The sequence below is a fragment of the Mycobacterium sp. NGS11 genome, from assembly GCF_059813315.1.
In genome coordinates, this window is sequence record NZ_JCALEJ010000008.1 from 153,000 (window position 1) to 170,983 (window position 17,984).

18 protein-coding genes are annotated in these 17,984 nt (G+C 69.8%); 12 read left to right on the forward strand and 6 right to left on the reverse strand.

Translation table 11 applies throughout. The features are described from left to right. Positions 1–31 precede the first annotated feature (31 nt). Positions 32–1,636 carry an amidohydrolase gene (locus tag AC5Y4T_RS12810; protein WP_499953447.1) on the reverse strand — a complete coding sequence of 535 codons (1,605 nt, stop codon included), beginning with the start codon at positions 1,634–1,636 and terminating at the stop codon, positions 32–34. A gap of 95 nt (positions 1,637–1,731) precedes the next feature. Here AC5Y4T_RS12810 and fadD8 point away from each other — a divergent pair, with 95 nt between their 5' ends. Continuing rightward, positions 1,732–3,366, forward strand: a complete 1,635-nt coding sequence (fadD8, locus tag AC5Y4T_RS12815; protein ID WP_499953451.1) for a fatty-acid--CoA ligase FadD8 — start codon at positions 1,732–1,734, stop codon at positions 3,364–3,366. 74 nt (positions 3,367–3,440) lie between these two features. Here fadD8 and AC5Y4T_RS12820 read toward each other — a convergent pair whose 3' ends face one another. Next, a complete protein-coding gene (locus AC5Y4T_RS12820; protein WP_499953454.1) occupies positions 3,441–3,980 on the reverse strand; it encodes a TetR/AcrR family transcriptional regulator in 540 nt (179 codons plus the stop codon). An 85-nt stretch (positions 3,981–4,065) separates the two neighbouring features. Here AC5Y4T_RS12820 and AC5Y4T_RS12825 point away from each other — a divergent pair, with 85 nt between their 5' ends. From AC5Y4T_RS12825 to AC5Y4T_RS12870, 10 genes are all read left to right on the forward strand, one after another. Further along, the gene (locus AC5Y4T_RS12825; RefSeq protein WP_499953456.1) at positions 4,066–4,989 is read left to right on the forward strand and encodes an aldo/keto reductase; all 924 of its coding nucleotides are present in this window, start codon (positions 4,066–4,068) and stop codon (positions 4,987–4,989) included. An 11-nt stretch (positions 4,990–5,000) separates the two neighbouring features. Next, positions 5,001–5,456, forward strand: a complete 456-nt coding sequence (locus tag AC5Y4T_RS12830; protein ID WP_499953459.1) for a nitroreductase family deazaflavin-dependent oxidoreductase — start codon at positions 5,001–5,003, stop codon at positions 5,454–5,456. A gap of 13 nt (positions 5,457–5,469) precedes the next feature. Continuing rightward, complete coding sequence (locus tag AC5Y4T_RS12835; protein ID WP_499947980.1) at positions 5,470–6,372, forward strand: 1,4-dihydroxy-2-naphthoyl-CoA synthase; 903 nt, start codon at positions 5,470–5,472, stop codon at positions 6,370–6,372. Between the two features lie 130 nt (positions 6,373–6,502). Beyond that, positions 6,503–7,399 carry an SDR family oxidoreductase gene (locus tag AC5Y4T_RS12840; protein ID WP_499953461.1) on the forward strand — a complete coding sequence of 299 codons (897 nt, stop codon included), beginning with the start codon at positions 6,503–6,505 and terminating at the stop codon, positions 7,397–7,399. A 26-nt stretch (positions 7,400–7,425) separates the two neighbouring features. Further along, the gene (locus AC5Y4T_RS12845) at positions 7,426–7,833 is read left to right on the forward strand and encodes a VOC family protein (protein ID WP_499953463.1); all 408 of its coding nucleotides are present in this window, start codon (positions 7,426–7,428) and stop codon (positions 7,831–7,833) included. 97 nt (positions 7,834–7,930) lie between these two features. Then, on the forward strand, positions 7,931–9,169 hold the full coding sequence (locus tag AC5Y4T_RS12850; protein ID WP_499953465.1) for an inorganic phosphate transporter: 1,239 nt from the start codon (positions 7,931–7,933) through the stop codon (positions 9,167–9,169). Further along, on the forward strand, positions 9,169–9,468 hold the full coding sequence (locus AC5Y4T_RS12855) for a hypothetical protein (RefSeq protein ID WP_499918088.1): 300 nt from the start codon (positions 9,169–9,171) through the stop codon (positions 9,466–9,468). The genes AC5Y4T_RS12850 and AC5Y4T_RS12855 overlap by 1 nt, the downstream gene beginning before the upstream one ends. A gap of 56 nt (positions 9,469–9,524) precedes the next feature. Then, positions 9,525–9,827: a DUF3349 domain-containing protein gene (locus AC5Y4T_RS12860; RefSeq protein WP_499918087.1), complete on the forward strand. Its 303-nt coding sequence runs from the start codon at positions 9,525–9,527 to the stop codon at positions 9,825–9,827. Positions 9,828–9,895: 68 nt separating this feature from the next. Further along, positions 9,896–10,981: an o-succinylbenzoate--CoA ligase gene (gene menE / locus AC5Y4T_RS12865; protein ID WP_499953505.1), complete on the forward strand. Its 1,086-nt coding sequence runs from the start codon at positions 9,896–9,898 to the stop codon at positions 10,979–10,981. A 17-nt stretch (positions 10,982–10,998) separates the two neighbouring features. After that, the gene (locus tag AC5Y4T_RS12870; protein WP_499953507.1) at positions 10,999–12,381 is read left to right on the forward strand and encodes a hypothetical protein; all 1,383 of its coding nucleotides are present in this window, start codon (positions 10,999–11,001) and stop codon (positions 12,379–12,381) included. A gap of 34 nt (positions 12,382–12,415) precedes the next feature. Here AC5Y4T_RS12870 and AC5Y4T_RS12875 read toward each other — a convergent pair whose 3' ends face one another. Genes AC5Y4T_RS12875 through AC5Y4T_RS12890 form a run of 4 tightly spaced genes read right to left on the reverse strand, consistent with a single transcriptional unit; the run spans position 12,416 to position 15,957 of the window. Beyond that, positions 12,416–12,802, reverse strand: a complete 387-nt coding sequence (locus AC5Y4T_RS12875; RefSeq protein WP_499953467.1) for a DUF732 domain-containing protein — start codon at positions 12,800–12,802, stop codon at positions 12,416–12,418. Between the two features lie 43 nt (positions 12,803–12,845). Further along, positions 12,846–13,508, reverse strand: a complete 663-nt coding sequence (locus AC5Y4T_RS12880; RefSeq protein WP_499953469.1) for a TIGR04282 family arsenosugar biosynthesis glycosyltransferase — start codon at positions 13,506–13,508, stop codon at positions 12,846–12,848. Next, complete coding sequence (locus AC5Y4T_RS12885) at positions 13,505–14,167, reverse strand: glycosyltransferase family 2 protein (RefSeq protein WP_499947991.1); 663 nt, start codon at positions 14,165–14,167, stop codon at positions 13,505–13,507. Before AC5Y4T_RS12885 ends, AC5Y4T_RS12880 begins: the two co-directional genes overlap by 4 nt. A gap of 2 nt (positions 14,168–14,169) precedes the next feature. After that, positions 14,170–15,957, reverse strand: a complete 1,788-nt coding sequence (locus AC5Y4T_RS12890) for a DUF7159 family protein (protein ID WP_499953472.1) — start codon at positions 15,955–15,957, stop codon at positions 14,170–14,172. A 308-nt stretch (positions 15,958–16,265) separates the two neighbouring features. Here AC5Y4T_RS12890 and AC5Y4T_RS12895 point away from each other — a divergent pair, with 308 nt between their 5' ends. Beyond that, positions 16,266–17,984 carry a DUF7937 domain-containing protein gene (locus tag AC5Y4T_RS12895; RefSeq protein ID WP_499953476.1) on the forward strand — a complete coding sequence of 573 codons (1,719 nt, stop codon included), beginning with the start codon at positions 16,266–16,268 and terminating at the stop codon, positions 17,982–17,984.

The window sequence follows — 17,984 nt, forward strand, 5'->3', positions numbered from 1 at the left end:
AGGCGGTCGAGCAGGTCCGCGAGCGTCGGCGTCACGCGCTGTGGACCTGGCGGCCCGCCAGATACGTCGCGCGCACCTGAAGGTCGGCGATCTGCTCGGGCGGCACCGTTCGCGGATCGGCGGAGAGCACCACCAGGTCGGCGTATTTGCCGACCTCCAGCGAGCCGATCACGTCGTCGGAGAACAGCTGCCAGGCCGCGTCGATGGTTTGCGCGCGGATCGCCTGCTCCACGGTCAGGCGTTCCTCGGGTCCGAGCACCCGGCCGCTGGGCGCCGTGCGGGTCACGGCAACGCTGATGTTGCGCAGCGGCTCCTCGGGCGTGACGGGCGGGTCGTTGTGCAGCGAGATGCGCATCCCGGTGGCCACCGCGGATCCGGCCGGCATCCAACGGGTTCCACGTTCTTCGCCGAACAGGCCGTCGACGATGACGTCGCCCCAGTAGTGGATCTGGTCGACAAAGATGCTGCAGGTCACCCCGAGGTCATGGGCCCGCTGGAGCTGCTCGGGCCGGATGGCGCCGACGTGTTCGAGCCGCAGCCGGTGGTCGTCGCGCGGATGGCGCGTGAGGGCCTCTTCGTACACGTCCAGGATGGTGTCCACGCCGGCGTCGCCCTGCACGTGGCAGGCCATCGGCCAGCCCAGCGGGAAGTACGCGCCGACGATCTCGTGCAGCTGCTCTTTCGTGTAATTGGCGCAGCCGCAGGAGCCCGGCACGACGCCGATGATCCGGGTGGCCTCGGTGTCCAGGTACGGAAACGAAAGGTCGATGTTGCCGATCCAGGGCGAGCCGTCGACCCAGATCTTGATGCCGACCTGCCGCAGGATGTCGTCGCCCTGCCCGGGTGTGGCGGCGGTGGACATCTGCGGGTTGGAGATCTCGTAGGTGCGCAGCCGAACCGTGAGTTGCTCGCGCAGCTGTTCGACCACCGGCCGGAAGTTCGGGTCGAACGCCATCTCCGAGCAGGTGGTCAGGCCGGCGCGGTTGAGCCTCGCGCACTCGGCGAGCAGCATCTGCGGGTAGTCCGCGAAGTCGATGGCCCCGGCCAGCAGCGGGAAGACCGCGCCGGTCTCCTCGGCGGTGCCGTCGAGTTCACCGTTGGCGTCGCGGCCGTACTTGGCGCCCTTGGGGTCCGGGGTGTCGCGGTCGAGCCCGTGCAGCTTGGCGGCGCGCGAGTTGAAGTAGGCCTTGTGCCCCGAGTTGTGGATGATCACCAGCGGGCTGTCGGGCGCGATGCCGTCGAGCCAGTTCAGGGTCGGCTCCGGAAGGCCCTTCTGCAACAGCGGATCCCAGCCGTTGAGGAACGCGCCGTCGGATCCCCGCCGGGCGACCTCGGAATGAATCGCCGCGACGACCTCGTCGGCGCCGCGCATCGTGACCGGCCGGATGTCGACGAGGCGGTCCGACAGCGCGACCGCCTCCATCAGCGGATGTCCGTGTGCCTCAACGAAGCCGGGCATCACACAGCCGTCGCCGACATCGACGGTCCGGGTGCCGGGGCCGGCGAAGTCGGCAATTTCCGCGCGGGTTCCAACGGCGACGATTCTGCCGTCTTTCACCGCGAGCGCCTCCGCGGTAGGCCGTGCCTCGTCGACGGTCAGGATGGTTCCGGTAACGACGAGATCTGCATCGGCCATGGGCAGGAATCGTACTGATTGCCGGTGTCGAACAGGGTGCGGCTGACGCAAATTGCAACACGTTCTAGTCTTGCTCATGAGTCGCGTCGGCGACGATGCAGAGCAAAGCGATGAGGAGGAGCGGCGCCATGACGGCCGACCTGTTGCGCAACCCGACCCATAACGGCCACCTGCTCGTGGGCGCGCTCAAGCGCCACAAGACCAAGCCGGTGCTTTTCCTCGGCGACACCACGCTGACCGGTGGTCAGATGGCCGAGCGGATCAGCCAGTACATCCAGGCGTTCGAGGCGCTGGACGCCGGCAGCGGCGTCGCGGTCGGCCTGCTGTCGCTCAACCGCCCCGAGGTGCTGTTGATCATCGGCGCCGGCCAGACCCGAGGCTACCGGCGCACCGCCCTGCACCCGCTGGGCTCACTGGACGACCACGCCTACGTGCTCAACGACGCCGGCATCAGCTCGCTGATCATCGACCCCAACCCGATGTTCGTCGAACGGGCGCAGGCGCTGCTGGAGAAGGTGCCCGGGCTCAAGCAGATCCTCACCATCGGACCGGTGCCCGAGGCCCTCAGCGGGGTGGCGGTCGACCTGGCGGCCGAGGCGGCCAAGTACGACCCGCAGCCACTGACCGCCGCGGACCTGCCGCCGGATCAGGTCATCGGCCTCACCTACACCGGGGGCACCACCGGCAAGCCCAAGGGCGTGATGGGCACCGCGGCCTCGATCTCCTCGATGACCCAGATCCAGCTCTCCGAATGGGAATGGCCGGAGGAACCGCGGTTTTTGATGATCACCCCGCTGTCCCACGCGGGGGCGGCGTATTTCCTGCCCACCCTGATCAAGGGCGGCGAGATGCATGTGCTGCCCAAGTTCGACCCGGCCGAGGTGCTGAAAACCATTGAGGAGAAACGCATTACGGCCACCTTCCTGGTGCCGTCGATGCTGTACGCGCTGATGGACCACCCGGATTCGCACACCCGCGACCTGTCGTCGCTGGAGACCGTCTACTACGGTGCCTCGGCGATCAACCCGGTGCGGCTGGCCGAGGCGATCCGCCGGTTCGGCAAGATCTTCGCCCAGAACTACGGGCAATCCGAGGCGCCGATGGCCATCACCTATCTGGCCAAGAACGAGCACGACGAGAAGCGGCTCACCTCCTGCGGGCGCCCGACGCTGTTCGCGCGGGTGGCGCTGCTCGGCGAGGACGGCAAGCCGGTGCCGCAGGGCGAGCCGGGCGAGATCTGCGTCAGCGGACCGTTGTTGGCGGGCGGTTACTGGAACCTGCCGGATGCGACGGCCGAGACGTTCAAGGACGGCTGGCTGCACACCGGCGACATGGCCCGCGAGGACGAGGACGGCTTCTACTTCATCGTCGACCGGGTCAAGGACATGATCGTCACCGGCGGCTTCAACGTGTTTCCGCGCGAGGTCGAGGACGTCGTCGCCGAGCATCCGGCCATCGCCCAGGTGTGCGTCGTCGGCGCGCCGGACGAGAAGTGGGGCGAGGCCGTCACCGCGGTGGTCGTGCTGCGCTCCGATGCGCCCCGCGATGACGCGGCGATCGAGAAGATGACCGCCGAGATCCAGGCCGCGGTGAAGGATCGCAAGGGTTCGGTGCAGTCGCCCAAGCGCGTGGTGCTCGCCGACTCGCTGCCGTTGACGGGGCTGGGCAAGCCGGACAAGAAGGCCGTGCGCGCCCAATTCTGGGAGGGCGCCGCGCGCTCGGTGGGCTGATAGCTCGCGAGCGTGAAACTAACTTCATGTTCGCGCGCGAGCGTGAAAGTAGCTTCACGTTCGGCGGGTAGGGCCTAGGCCGAGACCCCCGCCACCAGCAGGTCGAGCATGCGGCCGGTCTGCTCCGGCGAACCGCTGACCAGGAAGATGCCGATCAGGCTGGACACCACGTCGTCGGCGCGCACGTCGGCGCGCAGGCTTGCGTCGTCGGCGCCGGCGCGCAACAGCAACTCGACGGCGCCCACGATGCTGTCGCGAGTCTGGCTCGGCGCAAGAGCGCCCGAGTCGAAAATCGCGTGCAAGGACTCGGCCATGCCGCGTTTGGCGGCCACGAAGCTCGCGTAGCGGTCCATCCACCGTCGCAGCGCAACCTTGGGCGGATGCCGCTTGAGCAGCTGCCCGGCCGCCGCGGCCACCTCGGCGAGCTCGGCACGGTAGATCGCCTCGACGAGGGCCTCGCGGTTGGGGAAGTGGCGGTACAGGGTGCCGATGCCCACCCCCGCGTCGCGGGCGATCGACTCGAGCGACACCGATCCACCGTGCACGGTGAAAGCGGCAGTGGCCGCCTGCAGCAACCGTTCGCGATTGCGACGGGCATCCGACCTTCCAACCAAAGCGGAGGCTCCTCCGTTTCTGCTACGCTGACACAAGCGGAGGACCCTCCGCATTTATCCAGTGTCTCACGATCGAGGGAGCACCATGACTGACCAACCCCGGCCCGGCGGCATCGGCACTCTCGGCACGAGGTCCGTCGCCCGCATGGGCTACGGCGCCATGCAACTGTTCGAGGCACCGACCGTCGACGACGCGGCGGCGGTCCTGCGTCGCGCGATCGAACTCGGCGTCAACCACATCGACACCGCGTCGTTCTACGGCCCCGGCGAGGTGGACCGCCGGATCCGCGCGGCGCTGGCCCCCTACCCGGACGACCTCGTCATCGTCAGCAAGGTCGGCGCCCGCTACACCGGCGAACAACCCATTCCGCTGGCCGCCGCCCAGAAGCCGGCCGAACTGCGCGCCGCCGTCGAGGACGATCTGCGCGAACTCGGCCTCGACCAGATTCCGGTGGTGAACCTGCGCCGGCTCGATCTCGGTCCCGGCCTGGCCGCCGAGGGCGACCAGATCGTCGACCTCGACGACCAACTCGCCGAGATGATCGCCCTGCGCGATGCGGGCAAGATCGGCGGGATCGGGATCAGCGCCGTGCCGCTCGAAATGGTGCGCCGCGCGCTGCCCGCCGGAATCGTCTGCGTGCAGAACGCCTACAGCGTGCTGGACCGCTCCCAGGAAGCGACGCTCGAACTGTGCACGGCCGAGGGCATCGCGTGGGTGCCGTACTTCCCGCTCGGCTCGGCGTTCCCGGGATTGCCGAAGGTCGCCGACCATCCGGTGGTCGTCGACATCGCCGGCGAAATCGGCGCGACACCGTCCCAGGTCGGGCTGGCCTGGATCGTGGCCCACGCGTCGAACACGCTGCTGATTCCCGGCACCCGGTCGATCGCCCACCTCGAGGAGAACCTCGGCGCGGCCGCGGTGTCGCTGGACGCCGACGCGATGGCGCGGCTCGACGCCGTCGGTACGACGGTGCCCCAGGCTCATGGTGCGGAGCCCTTTCAGAGGTAACGTCGCTGCCTATGGGAAGCGGCAAACGCGTCCGGCCGCCGTGGTGGCTGAAGCCGGCCAACAAGGTCTTCATCCGGATGTCACGGCTGGGCCTGAGCTTCGGCGGCGAGAGCCCGGTGGTGTTGACCGTGCCCGGCCGCAAGTCCGGCACGCCGCGGTCGACGCCGGTGACACCGATGACGGTGGACGGCAAACGCTATGTGGTGGGCGGGTTTCCGGGCGCGGACTGGATCCGCAACGTCCGCGCCGCCGGGTACGCGACGCTGGCCCGCGGCCGGCACTCCGAGCGGGTGCGGATGGTCGAGTTGCCCGCCGATGCGGCTCGGCCCTTCCTGCGGGCGTTCCCCACCGAGGTGCCCACCGGCGTCGGCTTCATGAAACGCTCTGGGTTGGTCACCGACGGTAGCCCCGAGGAGTTCGAGGCGCTGGCCGGCGTGTGTCCGGTATTCCGGCTTGATCCGGCATAGGAGTTCAAAAACGTTGAGTGACAACCCCTTTGATGCACAGGCCTGGCGTCCCGTCGACGGCTTCGGCGACCTTACCGACATCACCTATCACCGGCACGTCGAGGACGCCACGGTGCGGGTGGCGTTCGACCGGCCCGAGGTGCGCAACGCGTTCCGGCCGCACACCGTCGACGAGCTCTACCGGGTGCTCGACCACGCCCGGATGTCCCCCGACATCGGCGTGGTGTTGCTGACCGGCAACGGACCGTCACCCAAGGACGGCGGCTGGGCATTCTGCTCCGGCGGCGATCAGCGCATCCGCGGGCGCAGCGGCTACCAGTACGCCAGCGGCGACACCGCCGACACCGTCGACACCGCCCGCGCCGGCCGGTTACACATCCTGGAGGTCCAACGGCTGATCCGGTTCATGCCCAAGGTGGTGATCTGCCTGGTCAACGGGTGGGCGGCCGGCGGGGGGCACAGCCTGCACGTGGTCTGCGACCTCACCCTGGCCAGCCGCGAGCACGCCCGCTTCAAGCAGACCGACGCCGACGTCGGCAGCTTCGACGGCGGCTACGGGAGCGCGTACCTGGCCCGCCAGGTCGGCCAGAAGTTCGCGCGCGAGATCTTCTTCCTGGGCCGCCCCTACACCGCCGAGCAGATGCACCACATGGGCGCGGTCAACGCCGTCGTCGACCATGCGGAGCTCGAATCCGAGGCGATCCAATGGGCGCGCGAGATCAACGCCAAATCGCCTCAGGCACAACGCATGCTGAAGTTCGCGTTCAACCTGCTCGACGACGGCCTGGTGGGCCAGCAGCTATTCGCGGGCGAGGCCACCCGGCTGGCGTACATGACCGACGAGGCCGTCGAGGGCCGCGACGCCTTCCTGGAAAAGCGGGATCCAGACTGGAGCCGGTTCCCCCGCTACTTCTAGCGGCGGGCGCGCCCACGTCACGCTGGCGTGACACTCGAGCACCCACGTCACGCTGGCGTGACACTCGAGCGCCAACGTCACGCTGGCGTGACGCTCGGAGCGACGCGCGCCCCGCCTAGACTCGCGTCACGTGAGCAAAAGTCCCCTCCGCCGGATCGCCGACCAATTCTCCCTGGCGATCATGCGACCGCCCATGGCGCCGCAGATACTGGTCAACCGGCCGTTGATCAAGCCGATCGAGCTGGCCGGCAAGCGCATCCTGCTGACCGGGGCGTCCTCGGGCATCGGCGAGGCCGCGGCCGAACAGTTCGCCCGAGCGGGCGCCACGGTGGTTGCCGTCGCACGCCGCCAGGATCTGCTGGACGCGCTGGCCGGGCGGATCACGGCCGCGGGCGGTGCGGCCATATCGATCCCGTGCGACGTCTCGAACATGGACGCCGTCGACGCCTTGGTCGCCGACGTCGAACAGCGTCTCGGCGGCATCGACATCCTGGTCAACAACGCCGGCCGGTCCATCCGCCGGCCGCTGGCCGAATCGCTGGACCGCTGGCATGACGTCGAGCGGACCATGGTGCTCAACTACTACGCGCCGCTGCGGCTGGTCCGGGGGCTGGCGCCCGGCATGCTCGAGCGCGGCGACGGCCACATCATCAACGTCTCCACCTGGGGCGTGATGTCGGAGGCTTCGCCGCTGTTCTCGGTGTACAACGCCTCGAAGGCCGCGCTGTCAACGGTGAGCCGGGTCATCGAAACCGAATGGGGCAGTAAGGGCGTGCATTCGACGACGCTGTACTACCCGCTGGTCGCCACCCCGATGATCGCGCCGACCAAGGCCTACGAGGGAGTCGCCGCGCTGACCTCAGAAGAGGCCGGCGAGTGGATGCTCACCGCCGCCCGCACCCGGCCGGTGCGGATCGCACCGCGGATCGCGATCGCCGGCCGGGCGCTCGACATCGTCGGCCCGCGCTGGGTGAACGCGATGATGCAGCGCCAAAGCATCCAGCCCAACCGCGCCGGCACTGGCTGATCTGGCCGCATGGTAGACACGACGCTATGGAGATCCTGGCCAGCCGGATGCTGCTGCGGCCGTCGGACTATCAGCGCTCGCTAGCCTTCTACCGCGACGAGATCGGGCTGGCGATTTGGCGCGACTACGGCGCTGGCACAGTCTTTTTCGCGGGCCAGTCGTTGCTGGAGCTGGCGGGTTACGGCGCCCCGGACCCCGCCCAGGCCGCCTTCCCCGGTGCACTGTGGCTGCAGGTCCGCGAAATCGAGGCCACCCAGGCCGAATTGGCGGGCCGCGGGGTGTCGATCGCGCGCGAGGCTCGCCAGGAACCATGGGGCCTGAAAGAGATGCACGTCACCGATCCGGATGGGCTGACGCTCATCTTCGTCGAGGTGCCGCCGGAGCACCCGCTACGGCGCGACACCCGGGGTGAACAACAGGGAAACGCCGGTTAACTGAGAGGTAACATCTGGCGACGGTTCAAGGTACACCCGCGTTTCGGCCCCCGCATCATTCGACAATGGAAACCTCCTACCACCAGAATCAGGCGCTGTGAACATCCAATTGTTCCTCTTGATCATTGTCGTAATCACGGCACTGGCTTTCGATTTCACCAACGGCTTCCATGACACGGGCAACGCGATGGCGACCTCGATCGCCAGCGGTGCGCTCAAGCCCAAAGCGGCCGTCGCCCTGTCCGCGGTGCTCAACCTCGTCGGCGCGTTCATGTCCACGGCCGTCGCCGCGACGATCGCCAAGGGCTTGATCGACGGCCACATCGTGACGCTGGAGCTGGTTTTCGCCGGCCTCGTCGGCGGCATCGTCTGGAACCTGCTGACCTGGCTCCTCGGCATCCCCTCGAGTTCGTCGCACGCCCTGATCGGCGGCATCGTCGGAGCCACGATCGCCGCCGTCGGCGCGCACGGGGTGATCTGGAAGGGCGTGGTGTCCAAGGCGATCATCCCGGCAGTCGTGTCGGCGATCCTGGCCATCGTGGTCGGCGCGGTGGCGACCTGGCTGGTCTACCGAATCACCCGCGGCATCCCGACCAAGCGCACCGAGGCCGGCTTCCGGTACGGCCAGTGGGGCTCGGCATCGCTGGTCTCGCTGGCCCACGGCACCAACGACGCGCAGAAGACCATGGGCATCATCTTCCTGGCGCTGATGTCCTACGGCTCGGTCAGCAAGACCGCGTCCATGCCGCCACTGTGGGTCATCGTCGGTTGCGCGGTGTCGATGGCGCTCGGCACCTATCTGGGCGGCTGGCGGATCATCCGCACCCTGGGCAAGGGACTGGTCGAGATCCAGTCGCCGCAGGGCATGGCGGCCGAATCCTCTTCGGCCGCGGTGATTTTGCTGTCCGCCCACTTCGGCTACGCGCTGTCGACCACCCAGGTCTGCACCGGCTCGGTGCTGGGCAGCGGGTTGGGCAAGCCCGGCGGTGAGGTCCGCTGGGGCGTCGCCGGCCGCATGGGCGTCGCGTGGCTGGTCACGCTTCCGCTGGCCGGGCTGGTCGGTGCGGTCACCTACTGGATCGTGCACCTGATCGGCGGCTACCCGGGCGCCATCGTGGGCTTCGCGCTGCTGATCGGGGTGTCGGCCACCATCTACGTCCGGTCGCGCAGGGTCAAGGTCGACCACCACAACGTCAACGCCGAATGGAAGGGCGACCTGACCACCGGGCTCGAGGAGTCCATTGATCAGCACCCGCCCTCGAACGCCGGCCCCACCTCCGGCGGCATGACCTCCCGATTCGACTCCGACGACCCCACGATCAAGGCGAACGCGTGATGAGTCACTTCGGCGATTGGTTCAACTACCAGGCCTCCCTCAAGATCCTGGCGTTCGCCATGCTGGCCGGCGCCGCTTTGCCGGGGCTGTTCGCCCTGGGGCTGCGCTTCCAGGCGATCGGCGCGGGACAGGCCGGCACCGATGGCGGCTCGCCGCAGAAGAACCCGGCGCTGCTGGCGGTCGCGTGGGCGATCTATGCGGTGGTGATCCTCGTGATCGCCTTCGCTTTGCTGTACATCTCGCGCGACTTCATCGCCCATCACATCGGCACCCCATTCCTCGGCGCCAAACCCAAGTAGCATCAATTGATGCCCACCGAGTTACCACGCCGGACACCGGGGGAAGCTGCAACAGCGTGAACGGATTTCTCAATTCCATCGTCTCCTGGCTTCGTGCGGGATACCCGGAAGGCGTTCCGGCCACGGACACCTTCCCGGTGCTCGCATTGCTGGCCCGCCGGCTGTCCAACGACGAAGCCAAGGCGGTCGCCTGTGAGCTGGTTCGGCGCGGCGAGTTCGACGATGTCGACATCGGCGTGCTGATCACCCAGATCACCGATGAGCTGCCGTCACCCATCGACGTCGAGCGGGTCCGGGTGCGGTTGGCGGCCCAGGGCTGGCCCTTCGACGACGCCGACCAGGCCGGGGACCCGGCATAGCCGTACTGCGCGCGGTGCACGTCCCGCCCGGGTCGGCGGTCTCGTCGCTGTTGCCCGCACTCGAGCGCGTGCTCGACGGGCGCGACCCCGCACTGGTCGCCCTGTCCTCGAGCGACGATCGTGAGTCGGATGCGCTGCGGGTGGGTCTGCGCGTCGGCGAAGCCATCGACGACGACGTCGCCCTGGTCGCGGCGACGTCGGGAACCACCGGAGTTCCCAAGGGCGCGTTGCTGACCGCCGACGCCCTGACCGCCAGCGCGACGGCCACCCATGACCGCCTCGGCGGACCGGGCAGCTGGCTGCTCGCCCTGCCGCCCCACCACATCGCGGGGATCCAGGTGTTGGTGCGCAGCGCGCTCGCCGGCTCGGTACCGGTCGAGATGGACGTCTCCGCGGGGTTCGATGTCGCCGAATTGCCCGGTGCGGTAAGGGCATTGGGACCGGGACGGCGATACACCTCGCTGGTCGCCACGCAGTTGGCCAAGGCGCTCGGCGACCCGGCGGCGGCGGCCGCGCTCGCCGAACTGGACGCCGTGCTGCTCGGCGGCGGACCCGCGCCGCGACCGGTTCTCGACGACGCGGCCGCGGCGGGCGTCACCGTGGTCCGCACCTACGGGATGAGCGAGACCGCAGGCGGGTGCGTGTACGACGGCGTCCCGCTGGACGGGGTGCGGGTGCGCACGGTCGACGGGCGCATCGTCATCGGCGGCGCGACGCTGGCCAAGGGCTACCGCAACCCCGTCGAGCCGGATCCGTTCGCCGAACCTGGCTGGTTTGCCACCGACGATCTCGGCGCCGTCAGCGACGCGGGCGTGCTGACCGTCCTGGGCCGCGCCGACGACGCGATCAGCACCGGCGGGTTGACGGTGCTGCCGCAGCCGGTCGAGGCTGCGCTGTCCAGTCATCCCGCCGTCAGCGATTGCGCGGTGTTCGCAGTGGCCGACGACCGGCTGGGCCAGCGGGTGGTTGCCGCGATCGTGGTGCGCGACGGGTCCGCCGCGCCCACCCTGGACGCGCTGCGCGCGCACGTGGCGCGCACCCTGGACGCCACCGCCGCGCCGCGCGAGCTGTACATCGTCGACGCACTGCCGCGTCGCGGCATCGGCAAGGTCGACCGCACCGCGTTGGCGCGCCGGTTCGCCGGCGATCAATAGGCTGTTCGTCCGTGAGGATCGGTGGGCGGGCGGCAGCGCGGGAAGCGGTGGCGGTCACGGTCGGGCTCGTGCTGGTGGCCGCGGCGTTCGTGCTGCCGCGGATGAACTCAGGCGTGCGCCCGCGCCTCGACATCGCCCGGGAGAAGTTCGCCACCCACGCCGGCTCCGCGCCGATCTTCGGCGAATGGTTGATCCACGCCGGCTGGGGAACCGGGCCCGCGATTGTGATCGCGATCGTCATCGTGGCGTGGGGACCCGTTCTGGCGCAACGCCTTTCGTGGCGTGCCTTGACGCTGGGCAGCTGGGTCACCGCGTGCGGGTGGGCGTTCGCGCTGGCGATGATCGACGGCTGGCAGCGCGGCTTCGCCGGCCGGCTGACCACCCGCGACGAATACTTGTGGCAGGTGCCGGGCATCAGCGACATCGGTGCGACGCTGCGCACGTTTGCGAGCCGGATCGTGGACTACCAGCCGAACTCGTGGACCACGCACGTGTCGGGACATCCGCCCGGCGCGCTGCTGACGTTCGTCTGGCTGGACCGGCTCGGCCTGCACGGCGGCGCCTGGGCCGGGCTGCTGTGCCTGCTGGCCGGCTCGAGCGCGGCGGCCGCGGTGGTGATCGCCGTGCGCGCGCTGGCCGACGAACAGATGGCACGGCGCGCCGCCCCGTTCGTCGCCCTGGCGCCGACCGCGATCTGGGTGGCTGTCTCCGCCGACGGATACTTCGCCGGGGTGGCGGCCTGGGGCATCGCGTTGTTGGCCGTGGCGGTGCACCGTCCGGTCCGCTTCCCCGCGCTGACGGCCGCGGGCGCGGGCCTGCTGTTGGGCTGGGGCGTGTTCTGCAATTACGGCCTGATGTTGATGGGGCTGCCGGCGGTGGCGGTGCTGGCCTCGGTCCGGCAGCCCCCGGGCAGCCGCTTGGCGGACTGGCGAGCGATCCTGCGGGCCCTCGGCCCGGCGGCGCTGGCCGCGATCGCGGTGGCGGTGGCCTTCGCGATCGCCGGGTTCTACTGGTTCGACGGTTACACCCTGGTGCAGCAACGCTATTGGCAGGGCATCGCCAAAGACCGCCCCTTCCAGTATTGGAGCTGGGCCAACCTGGCGTCCGTGGTGTGCGCGATCGGGTTGGGTGGGGTCGCCGGTATCAGCAGGGTTTTCGACTGGCCCGCCATCCGCCGCCGCTCCGGCTTCCATTTGTTGCTGCTCGGCATGCTGGCCGCCATCGTCTGCGCGGACCTGAGCATGCTCAGCAAGGCCGAGGTGGAACGCATCTGGCTGCCGTTCACCATCTGGCTCACCGCATCGGCCGCTCTGCTGCCGACACGGTCACACCGGATCTGGTTGGCGCTCAACGCCCTCGGCGCGCTGGCGCTCAACACGATCATCCTGACGCACTGGTAGAGACCAGTCCGTCCGGCGGACTACCGTTCTCGTGCTACGCGGCGCCCGGCGCCGGCAAGGGAATCCAAGGAATATCCCACCAGGCGGGCGGGGGCGGCGGCTCGGTGGTGGGCTCGCCGAGGTGTTGTGGGCAATAGGCGCTGACGGCGCTGGTCGTGAAGTGGGTCGCGTCCGCCACGGTGAATCCGGCATTTTCCGACGACACACTTTGGATGACATCGGCCTGGGAGTGGCCCTGATCCATCAATTCACAGGCCTTCTTGCCGACCCGAATCGCGACGGCGCCGTTCTTGTAAGGCACGCCGGCCTGATCGAGCGCCGCCAAGAAATTCGCATCCGGGTTGCCGCCGGGCTCGGCCTGTGCCGGCGCGGCCGCGCCGATGACCGCGGCGAAGCCCGCCAGCACGAGAAGCGTTCGCACCGCCTCATCCTTATACAAAACGCCGGTGTTGTCCTGCGGATCTCTAGAGACCGGCGGCGCGGGTGACGCGCGCGAACCGGCTGGCGGGGCCGCAGGCGTCGCGCACCACCGCGACGTCGTCGACGAAGTCCACGTCGGCCAGCGTCTCGAGGGTAACCACATCAATGCCGTTGTCGCGCAATGCCTTCAGCGTCAAGTCCCCGGTGTCGGGCACCGACATCGGCACGGTGCGCAGGCACTGCGCCGTCGCGGGGTCCGCGACGCCCAGCACCCACCAGCCGCCGTCCCGGGCCGGCCCGAGGACGGCCGGCGCGTCGAGAAGCCGGCGCGCGCAAGCCGTCAACAGATCCGCGCTCACCTGAGGGGTGTCCATGCCGATCTGCAGCACCGGAAGCCCGCCGGCCGCGTCGGTGTGCGCGTTGGCGAGCCGGTCCGCGAAATCGGCACCGCGCTGGGGAATCACGGTGAACGAAGCGAGCCGCTGCCGTATTTCGGCGGCGTTCACCGCGGCGTCCAGGTCTCCGGTCAGGGCCGCCACCCGCGCCGCCACCGGAGCGGCGGCCACGGCATCGAGGGTGTCAAGCAGTGCGGCGGCGGCGATTTCGGCGGCGACGCGATCGCCGACGGACGCCGCGAGCCGCGTCTTTGCCCGGCCCGGCTCCGGCGCCTTCGCGACCACCAGCAGGGTGACCGGAAGGACGCTCACGAAATCACTTTCCAGAAGTCCAGGATCGCGGTGATGCTGCCCCGCAGTGAACCGCTGACCTTCGACTTGCCGCCCGTCCGCGGGCCGTAGCTGACGTCGAGTTCGACGACGCGCCAGCCGGCGGCCGCGGCACGCACCAGCAGTTCCAGCGGATAACCCGATCGCCGGTCGGCGACGCCCAGCGCGAGCAGCGCCTCGCGCCGGGCGACTCGCATCGGCGCGATGTCGTGGACCGGTAGGCCGTGGCGGGTGCGCAGTCGCCAGCTCATGACCACGGTGCCCACCCTGGCCACCCACGGCCAGTGCAGCCCGGCTACCGGCCGGCGCCGGCCGGTCACCAGGTCAGCGCCGCGTTCCAACTCCGCGACCAGCCGGGGCAGATCGGCGCCGTCCATCGAGCCATCGGCGTCGATCACCGCCACGATCGGGGTCGTCGCCGCCAGCACGCCCGCGTGGACGGCCGAGCCGTACCCGGCCCGCGGTTCGGCGACGACTTGGGCACCGTGCCTGCTCGCGACCGCGGCGGTGTCGTCGGTGCTGTTGTTGTCCACCACCAGGGCCCGGTATCCCGCGGGTATGGCGGCTAACACTGCGGGCAGTGACTCCTCTTCGTTGAGGCAGGGCAGGACCACCGTGACCAGGCCGTCGGTGTCGGCCACCCTCAGAATCCGTGGTGTTGGTGGGGCTGCTGCGGGAACACCGGCTGCTGCTGCGTGGGCGGCGGCAGGGTCTGCTGGGTGTGCGGCGGGAGCGTCGGGGCCTGCGTGGCCTGGGTGCTCGGCGGCGAATACGTGCTCGGCGGCGGCGCCTGGGTGGTCGCCTTGGTGCTCGGTGGCGAATACGTGGTGCTCGGTGGCGAGTACGTCGTGGTCGGCGGCGAGTACGTGGTGGTCGGCGGCGAGTACGTCGTCGTCGGCGGCGAATACGTGGTGGTCGGCGGCGAATACGTCGTCGTCGGAGGCGAATACGTCGTCGTCGGGGGCGAATACGTCGTCGTCGGTGGCGTGTAAGGCGTGATCGTCGGCGACGTGAAGGTCGGCGACGTGTACGGCGGGTAGTTCGGGCCCCACCCCGGGATCGGGATGGGTATCGGAATAGGAATGGGCACAATGGGATTCGGGCGGGGCGCCCAACCCGGATCGGGATTCGGCACGGCGCTGGGATTGACCGGCGCCTCGGGAGCGGGAGCGTTCGACACTCCGCCACCCGACGGGGGGCCGACCTGCTGTGGGGCCGGGACGTAGCTGGGAGCCTCGACGGTGCCGCCCTGGAATCCGGCGTTGGGTTGGTCGGGCGGCGGCGGGGGCAGTGGGGCCTGCTGCTGGCTCGGCAGGATCGGCATGAACTTGCCCGGGGTGCCGTTCTGGACCCCCACCACCGGCTGCTGGCTGGCGGTCGGGCGAACGGCGACCGCGATCGCGGTGGCCAGCGACGCCAATCCGATGACCGCGAAAGCGATGACGGCGTTGCCGATCACCAACGATCGCCGCGACAGCTTCGCCGGCTCGTCCTCGTCGGCCTCGCCGTACTCGTAGTCGTCCAATTCCGCGTCGTACTCGGCGAATTCGCCCGGGTACTGCTCGCCCTCGTCGGCCATCGAGTAGGCCAGCTGCTGGTCTTCGGCGCCCGGGTCCGCGAACCCCGATGCCGGCACGAAGGCCGTCTCATCGCCGATCGGTCCCGTCGACGGCACCGCCGTGGTGGCGTCCCCGAACGCCGAAGCCATCGCGGTCTCATCTCCCGTCAGGCCGGGCGCCGGCACCATGGCCGTAGCGCCCCCCGCCTGCAGCGCCGCCGCCGTTGCGGCGGCAATCGCTGCGCCGCGGGCCAGCGCGAAGGTGGGGTCCTCGGCGACCTGCACCCGCATGGTCGACGCGTCGCGGAGCTCGTCGGCGACCCGGTTCAGATCCGGCGATGCGCCGAGCAGGTACACATCCTGCGGGGCGCCGGGGTGGGCGCCCAGGTTCGCCATCATCGTGTGGAACGCGGCCGTCGCATCGCCACCCGACCCACCCGCCAGCTGCTGGCTCGCCAGCACGGTCGGCGGCGCGTCCGGATCACCGTCACCCGAATCCACCATCGACAGCGTCGCGGTCGCGTCGTCCATCACCAGCGCGGCGCCGGGCCGGCCGGCCGCGCGCATCAGGGCGGCCACCGCCTGCGACTCCGAAAGCACCGCGACGTTGTGGACGCCGGAATCCTCCAGCGCGCGCCGAAGCTGGTCGGCGGCGGGATGATCGGTCCAGCACAACCGGGTGCCGACCAGGTGGTGGTTCTCACCGGCCAGCAGCCGATTCGTGCCGACCACGGTCTCGGTCAGCGTCCCGATCGGATTGTCGGCGAGGTCGACGACGGATTGGTCGATCACGTCGGTTCCCTGCGCGCCGGACCCGACCAGGGCCAAGCGCGCGACGGGTCCGGTGACCGCAACCCCCAAAACGACGTCCATCCCGGCTCTCCTTCGGCTGGCTACCCCGCAACCAGCAATGTCCCGGCATCATTACACTTGCGATACCGTTGGAGTATCAATCATTCAGGCGACAAGCTTCGTCTACTAGCGCAGCGTAACCAGCTTTTCGAACGACAGGACGATTGCCGCAGGATCATCTCCGCCCCAGCAGCCGGCCACAGCCACTGCCACGGCATCCGAACGGAGAATATGTTCGCAAGCGAGCAGTGCACTTCGCCCGGCGGGGTAATCCCTCGCCGAACACCGGAAACTGCGCCAAGAATGTCGGTCCTCGCATCCCGGGAGGCATGGTGAGCCAGAGCAGCGACGACGCGCCTACCGGCCCGATCCGCAGTCAGACCCAGCAGGCGCCGGCGCCGCGCATCATCCGCCCGCACGCCACGGCCGGCCCCGCGCCGGCCGCCGCGGGAGCGCAGCGGTACCGGCACGCCGGTGACCTGGCCGCGGTGGCACTGCTGATTTTGGCGGTGTTCCTGCCATGGAACCTCTACTTCGGAGTCGGCATCCCGAACAGCAGCGCGACGCTGTTCGCGGTGCTGATCGCGGTGACGGTGCTGGCCGTCGCCGCCGTCGCGGTCGCCGGTTCCTGGCGGTCGGCCGGCGCGCGTTTCGATCCCGCGCGGGCCGCCCGGCTTCGCCTGGCGCTCAACGTCCCCTACCTGCTGCTGGTGCTCGCATTCGTCGTGTTCGACGCGTACGAGACCGTCCGCTTCGGTGGCACGGTCAACGTGCCGGGCGGCGTCGGGCCGGGGGCATGGGTCGGGATCGCCGGCTCGCTGTTGAGCGCCCAGGCGATGCCCACCGGCGCACTCGCCGGACCCGTGCCGGCGGGCGACGAATCCACCGGGTGGCACAGGTCCGCGCGGATCATCGGCTCGCTGTCGATGCTCGCGGCGGTGCTCAGCTTCGGTTTCAACCTGTACTGGCGGGTCCGGTACGCGCTGCAAAGCACCGGCGGCACCGACCAATTCGGCAAGCAGAACATCGCCGTGATCGCGACCGCGGTGGTGTACGGCGTGGTGGCCCTGGTGGCCGTGCTGGTCGCCTCCAGGTGGTTGCTGCGCGACACCCGGGCGAGCCGGCTCACGATCGTCGCGCTCGGCGCGTCGACGCTCGCCGCCGGGATCCTGGTGTGGCTCTTGCCCGCCGGTCGTGACATCGACGCGTTCCACGGCATCGCGCAGAACACGTCCACCGCCGGCGTCGGGTTCGAGGGCTACCTGGCGTGGGCGGCCGGCGCGGCGCTGTTCGCGCCGCGGGCGCTGTTCGGTCAGCGGAACGCCTCGCCGACGGAGGAGTCGGCGTGGCGCGCGGCGACCCGAAATGGCTTGCTGCTCATCGCCGTTTGGTGCGTGGGGTCGATAGCGATGCGGATCACCGACCTGGTCGTCGGCATAATCCTGAACTACCCGTTCTCCCGGTACGACAGCATCGTGCTGGCCGCGTTCGATCTGGCCACCGCGGTCCTGGCGATCTGGCTGCGCGGCAGGCTGGCCGCCCTTTCGCCGAGGGTGGTCACGTCGCTGTGCGGGCTCGTCGCCACGCTCAGCGTCGCCCGCGTCGTCGTCGGCGTCGTGCTGGCGCCGCGGTTCGCGGACTCACCCAATTCGCCTGCGCTGCACCCGGTCTACGGCAACAACCTAGCCCAGCAGATCACCAGCGTTTTCGACGTGGCGTTGTGCGGCCTGGCGCTGGGCATCCTGGCGGCGGCGATCGTCGCCGGGCAGCTGCGCGGTCGGCGGCGGGCCACTCGCGCGGCCCGCAGGCGCGCGGCCGCCGCCAACGCGGCAGCACCGACCACCCGGGTGCCGGTGGCCCAGGGCGCCGCGCCGTCGGCCGCGCCGACCACCCGCATCCCCGCCGGAGTGCCCGGCGGGGACAACGAACCGGCGACCTCGGAGATACCGCCGCTGGCCAACGCCCCGCGGATCTTTAGGGGCGACGACTCCGGAACGCGTCAAATACCCGTGCAGAAGCCGCAGATCTACCGGCCCCCGCCGGGCTGA

Bases quoted from the DNA above. Each gene is read 5' to 3' on its own strand.
- AC5Y4T_RS12810 (WP_499953447.1), bottom strand. From the start codon at position 1,636: ATGGCCGATGCAGATCTCGTCGTTACCGGAACCATCCTGACCGTCGAC.
- fadD8 (WP_499953451.1), top strand. From the start codon at position 1,732: ATGCAGAGCAAAGCGATGAGGAGGAGCGGCGCCATGACGGCCGACCTG.
- AC5Y4T_RS12825 (WP_499953456.1), top strand. From the start codon at position 4,066: ATGACTGACCAACCCCGGCCCGGCGGCATCGGCACTCTCGGCACGAGG.
- AC5Y4T_RS12830 (WP_499953459.1), top strand. From the start codon at position 5,001: ATGGGAAGCGGCAAACGCGTCCGGCCGCCGTGGTGGCTGAAGCCGGCC.
- AC5Y4T_RS12845 (WP_499953463.1), top strand. From the start codon at position 7,426: ATGGAGATCCTGGCCAGCCGGATGCTGCTGCGGCCGTCGGACTATCAG.
- AC5Y4T_RS12855 (WP_499918088.1), top strand. From the start codon at position 9,169: ATGAGTCACTTCGGCGATTGGTTCAACTACCAGGCCTCCCTCAAGATC.
- AC5Y4T_RS12890 (WP_499953472.1), bottom strand. From the start codon at position 15,957: ATGGACGTCGTTTTGGGGGTTGCGGTCACCGGACCCGTCGCGCGCTTG.
- AC5Y4T_RS12895 (WP_499953476.1), top strand. From the start codon at position 16,266: ATGGTGAGCCAGAGCAGCGACGACGCGCCTACCGGCCCGATCCGCAGT.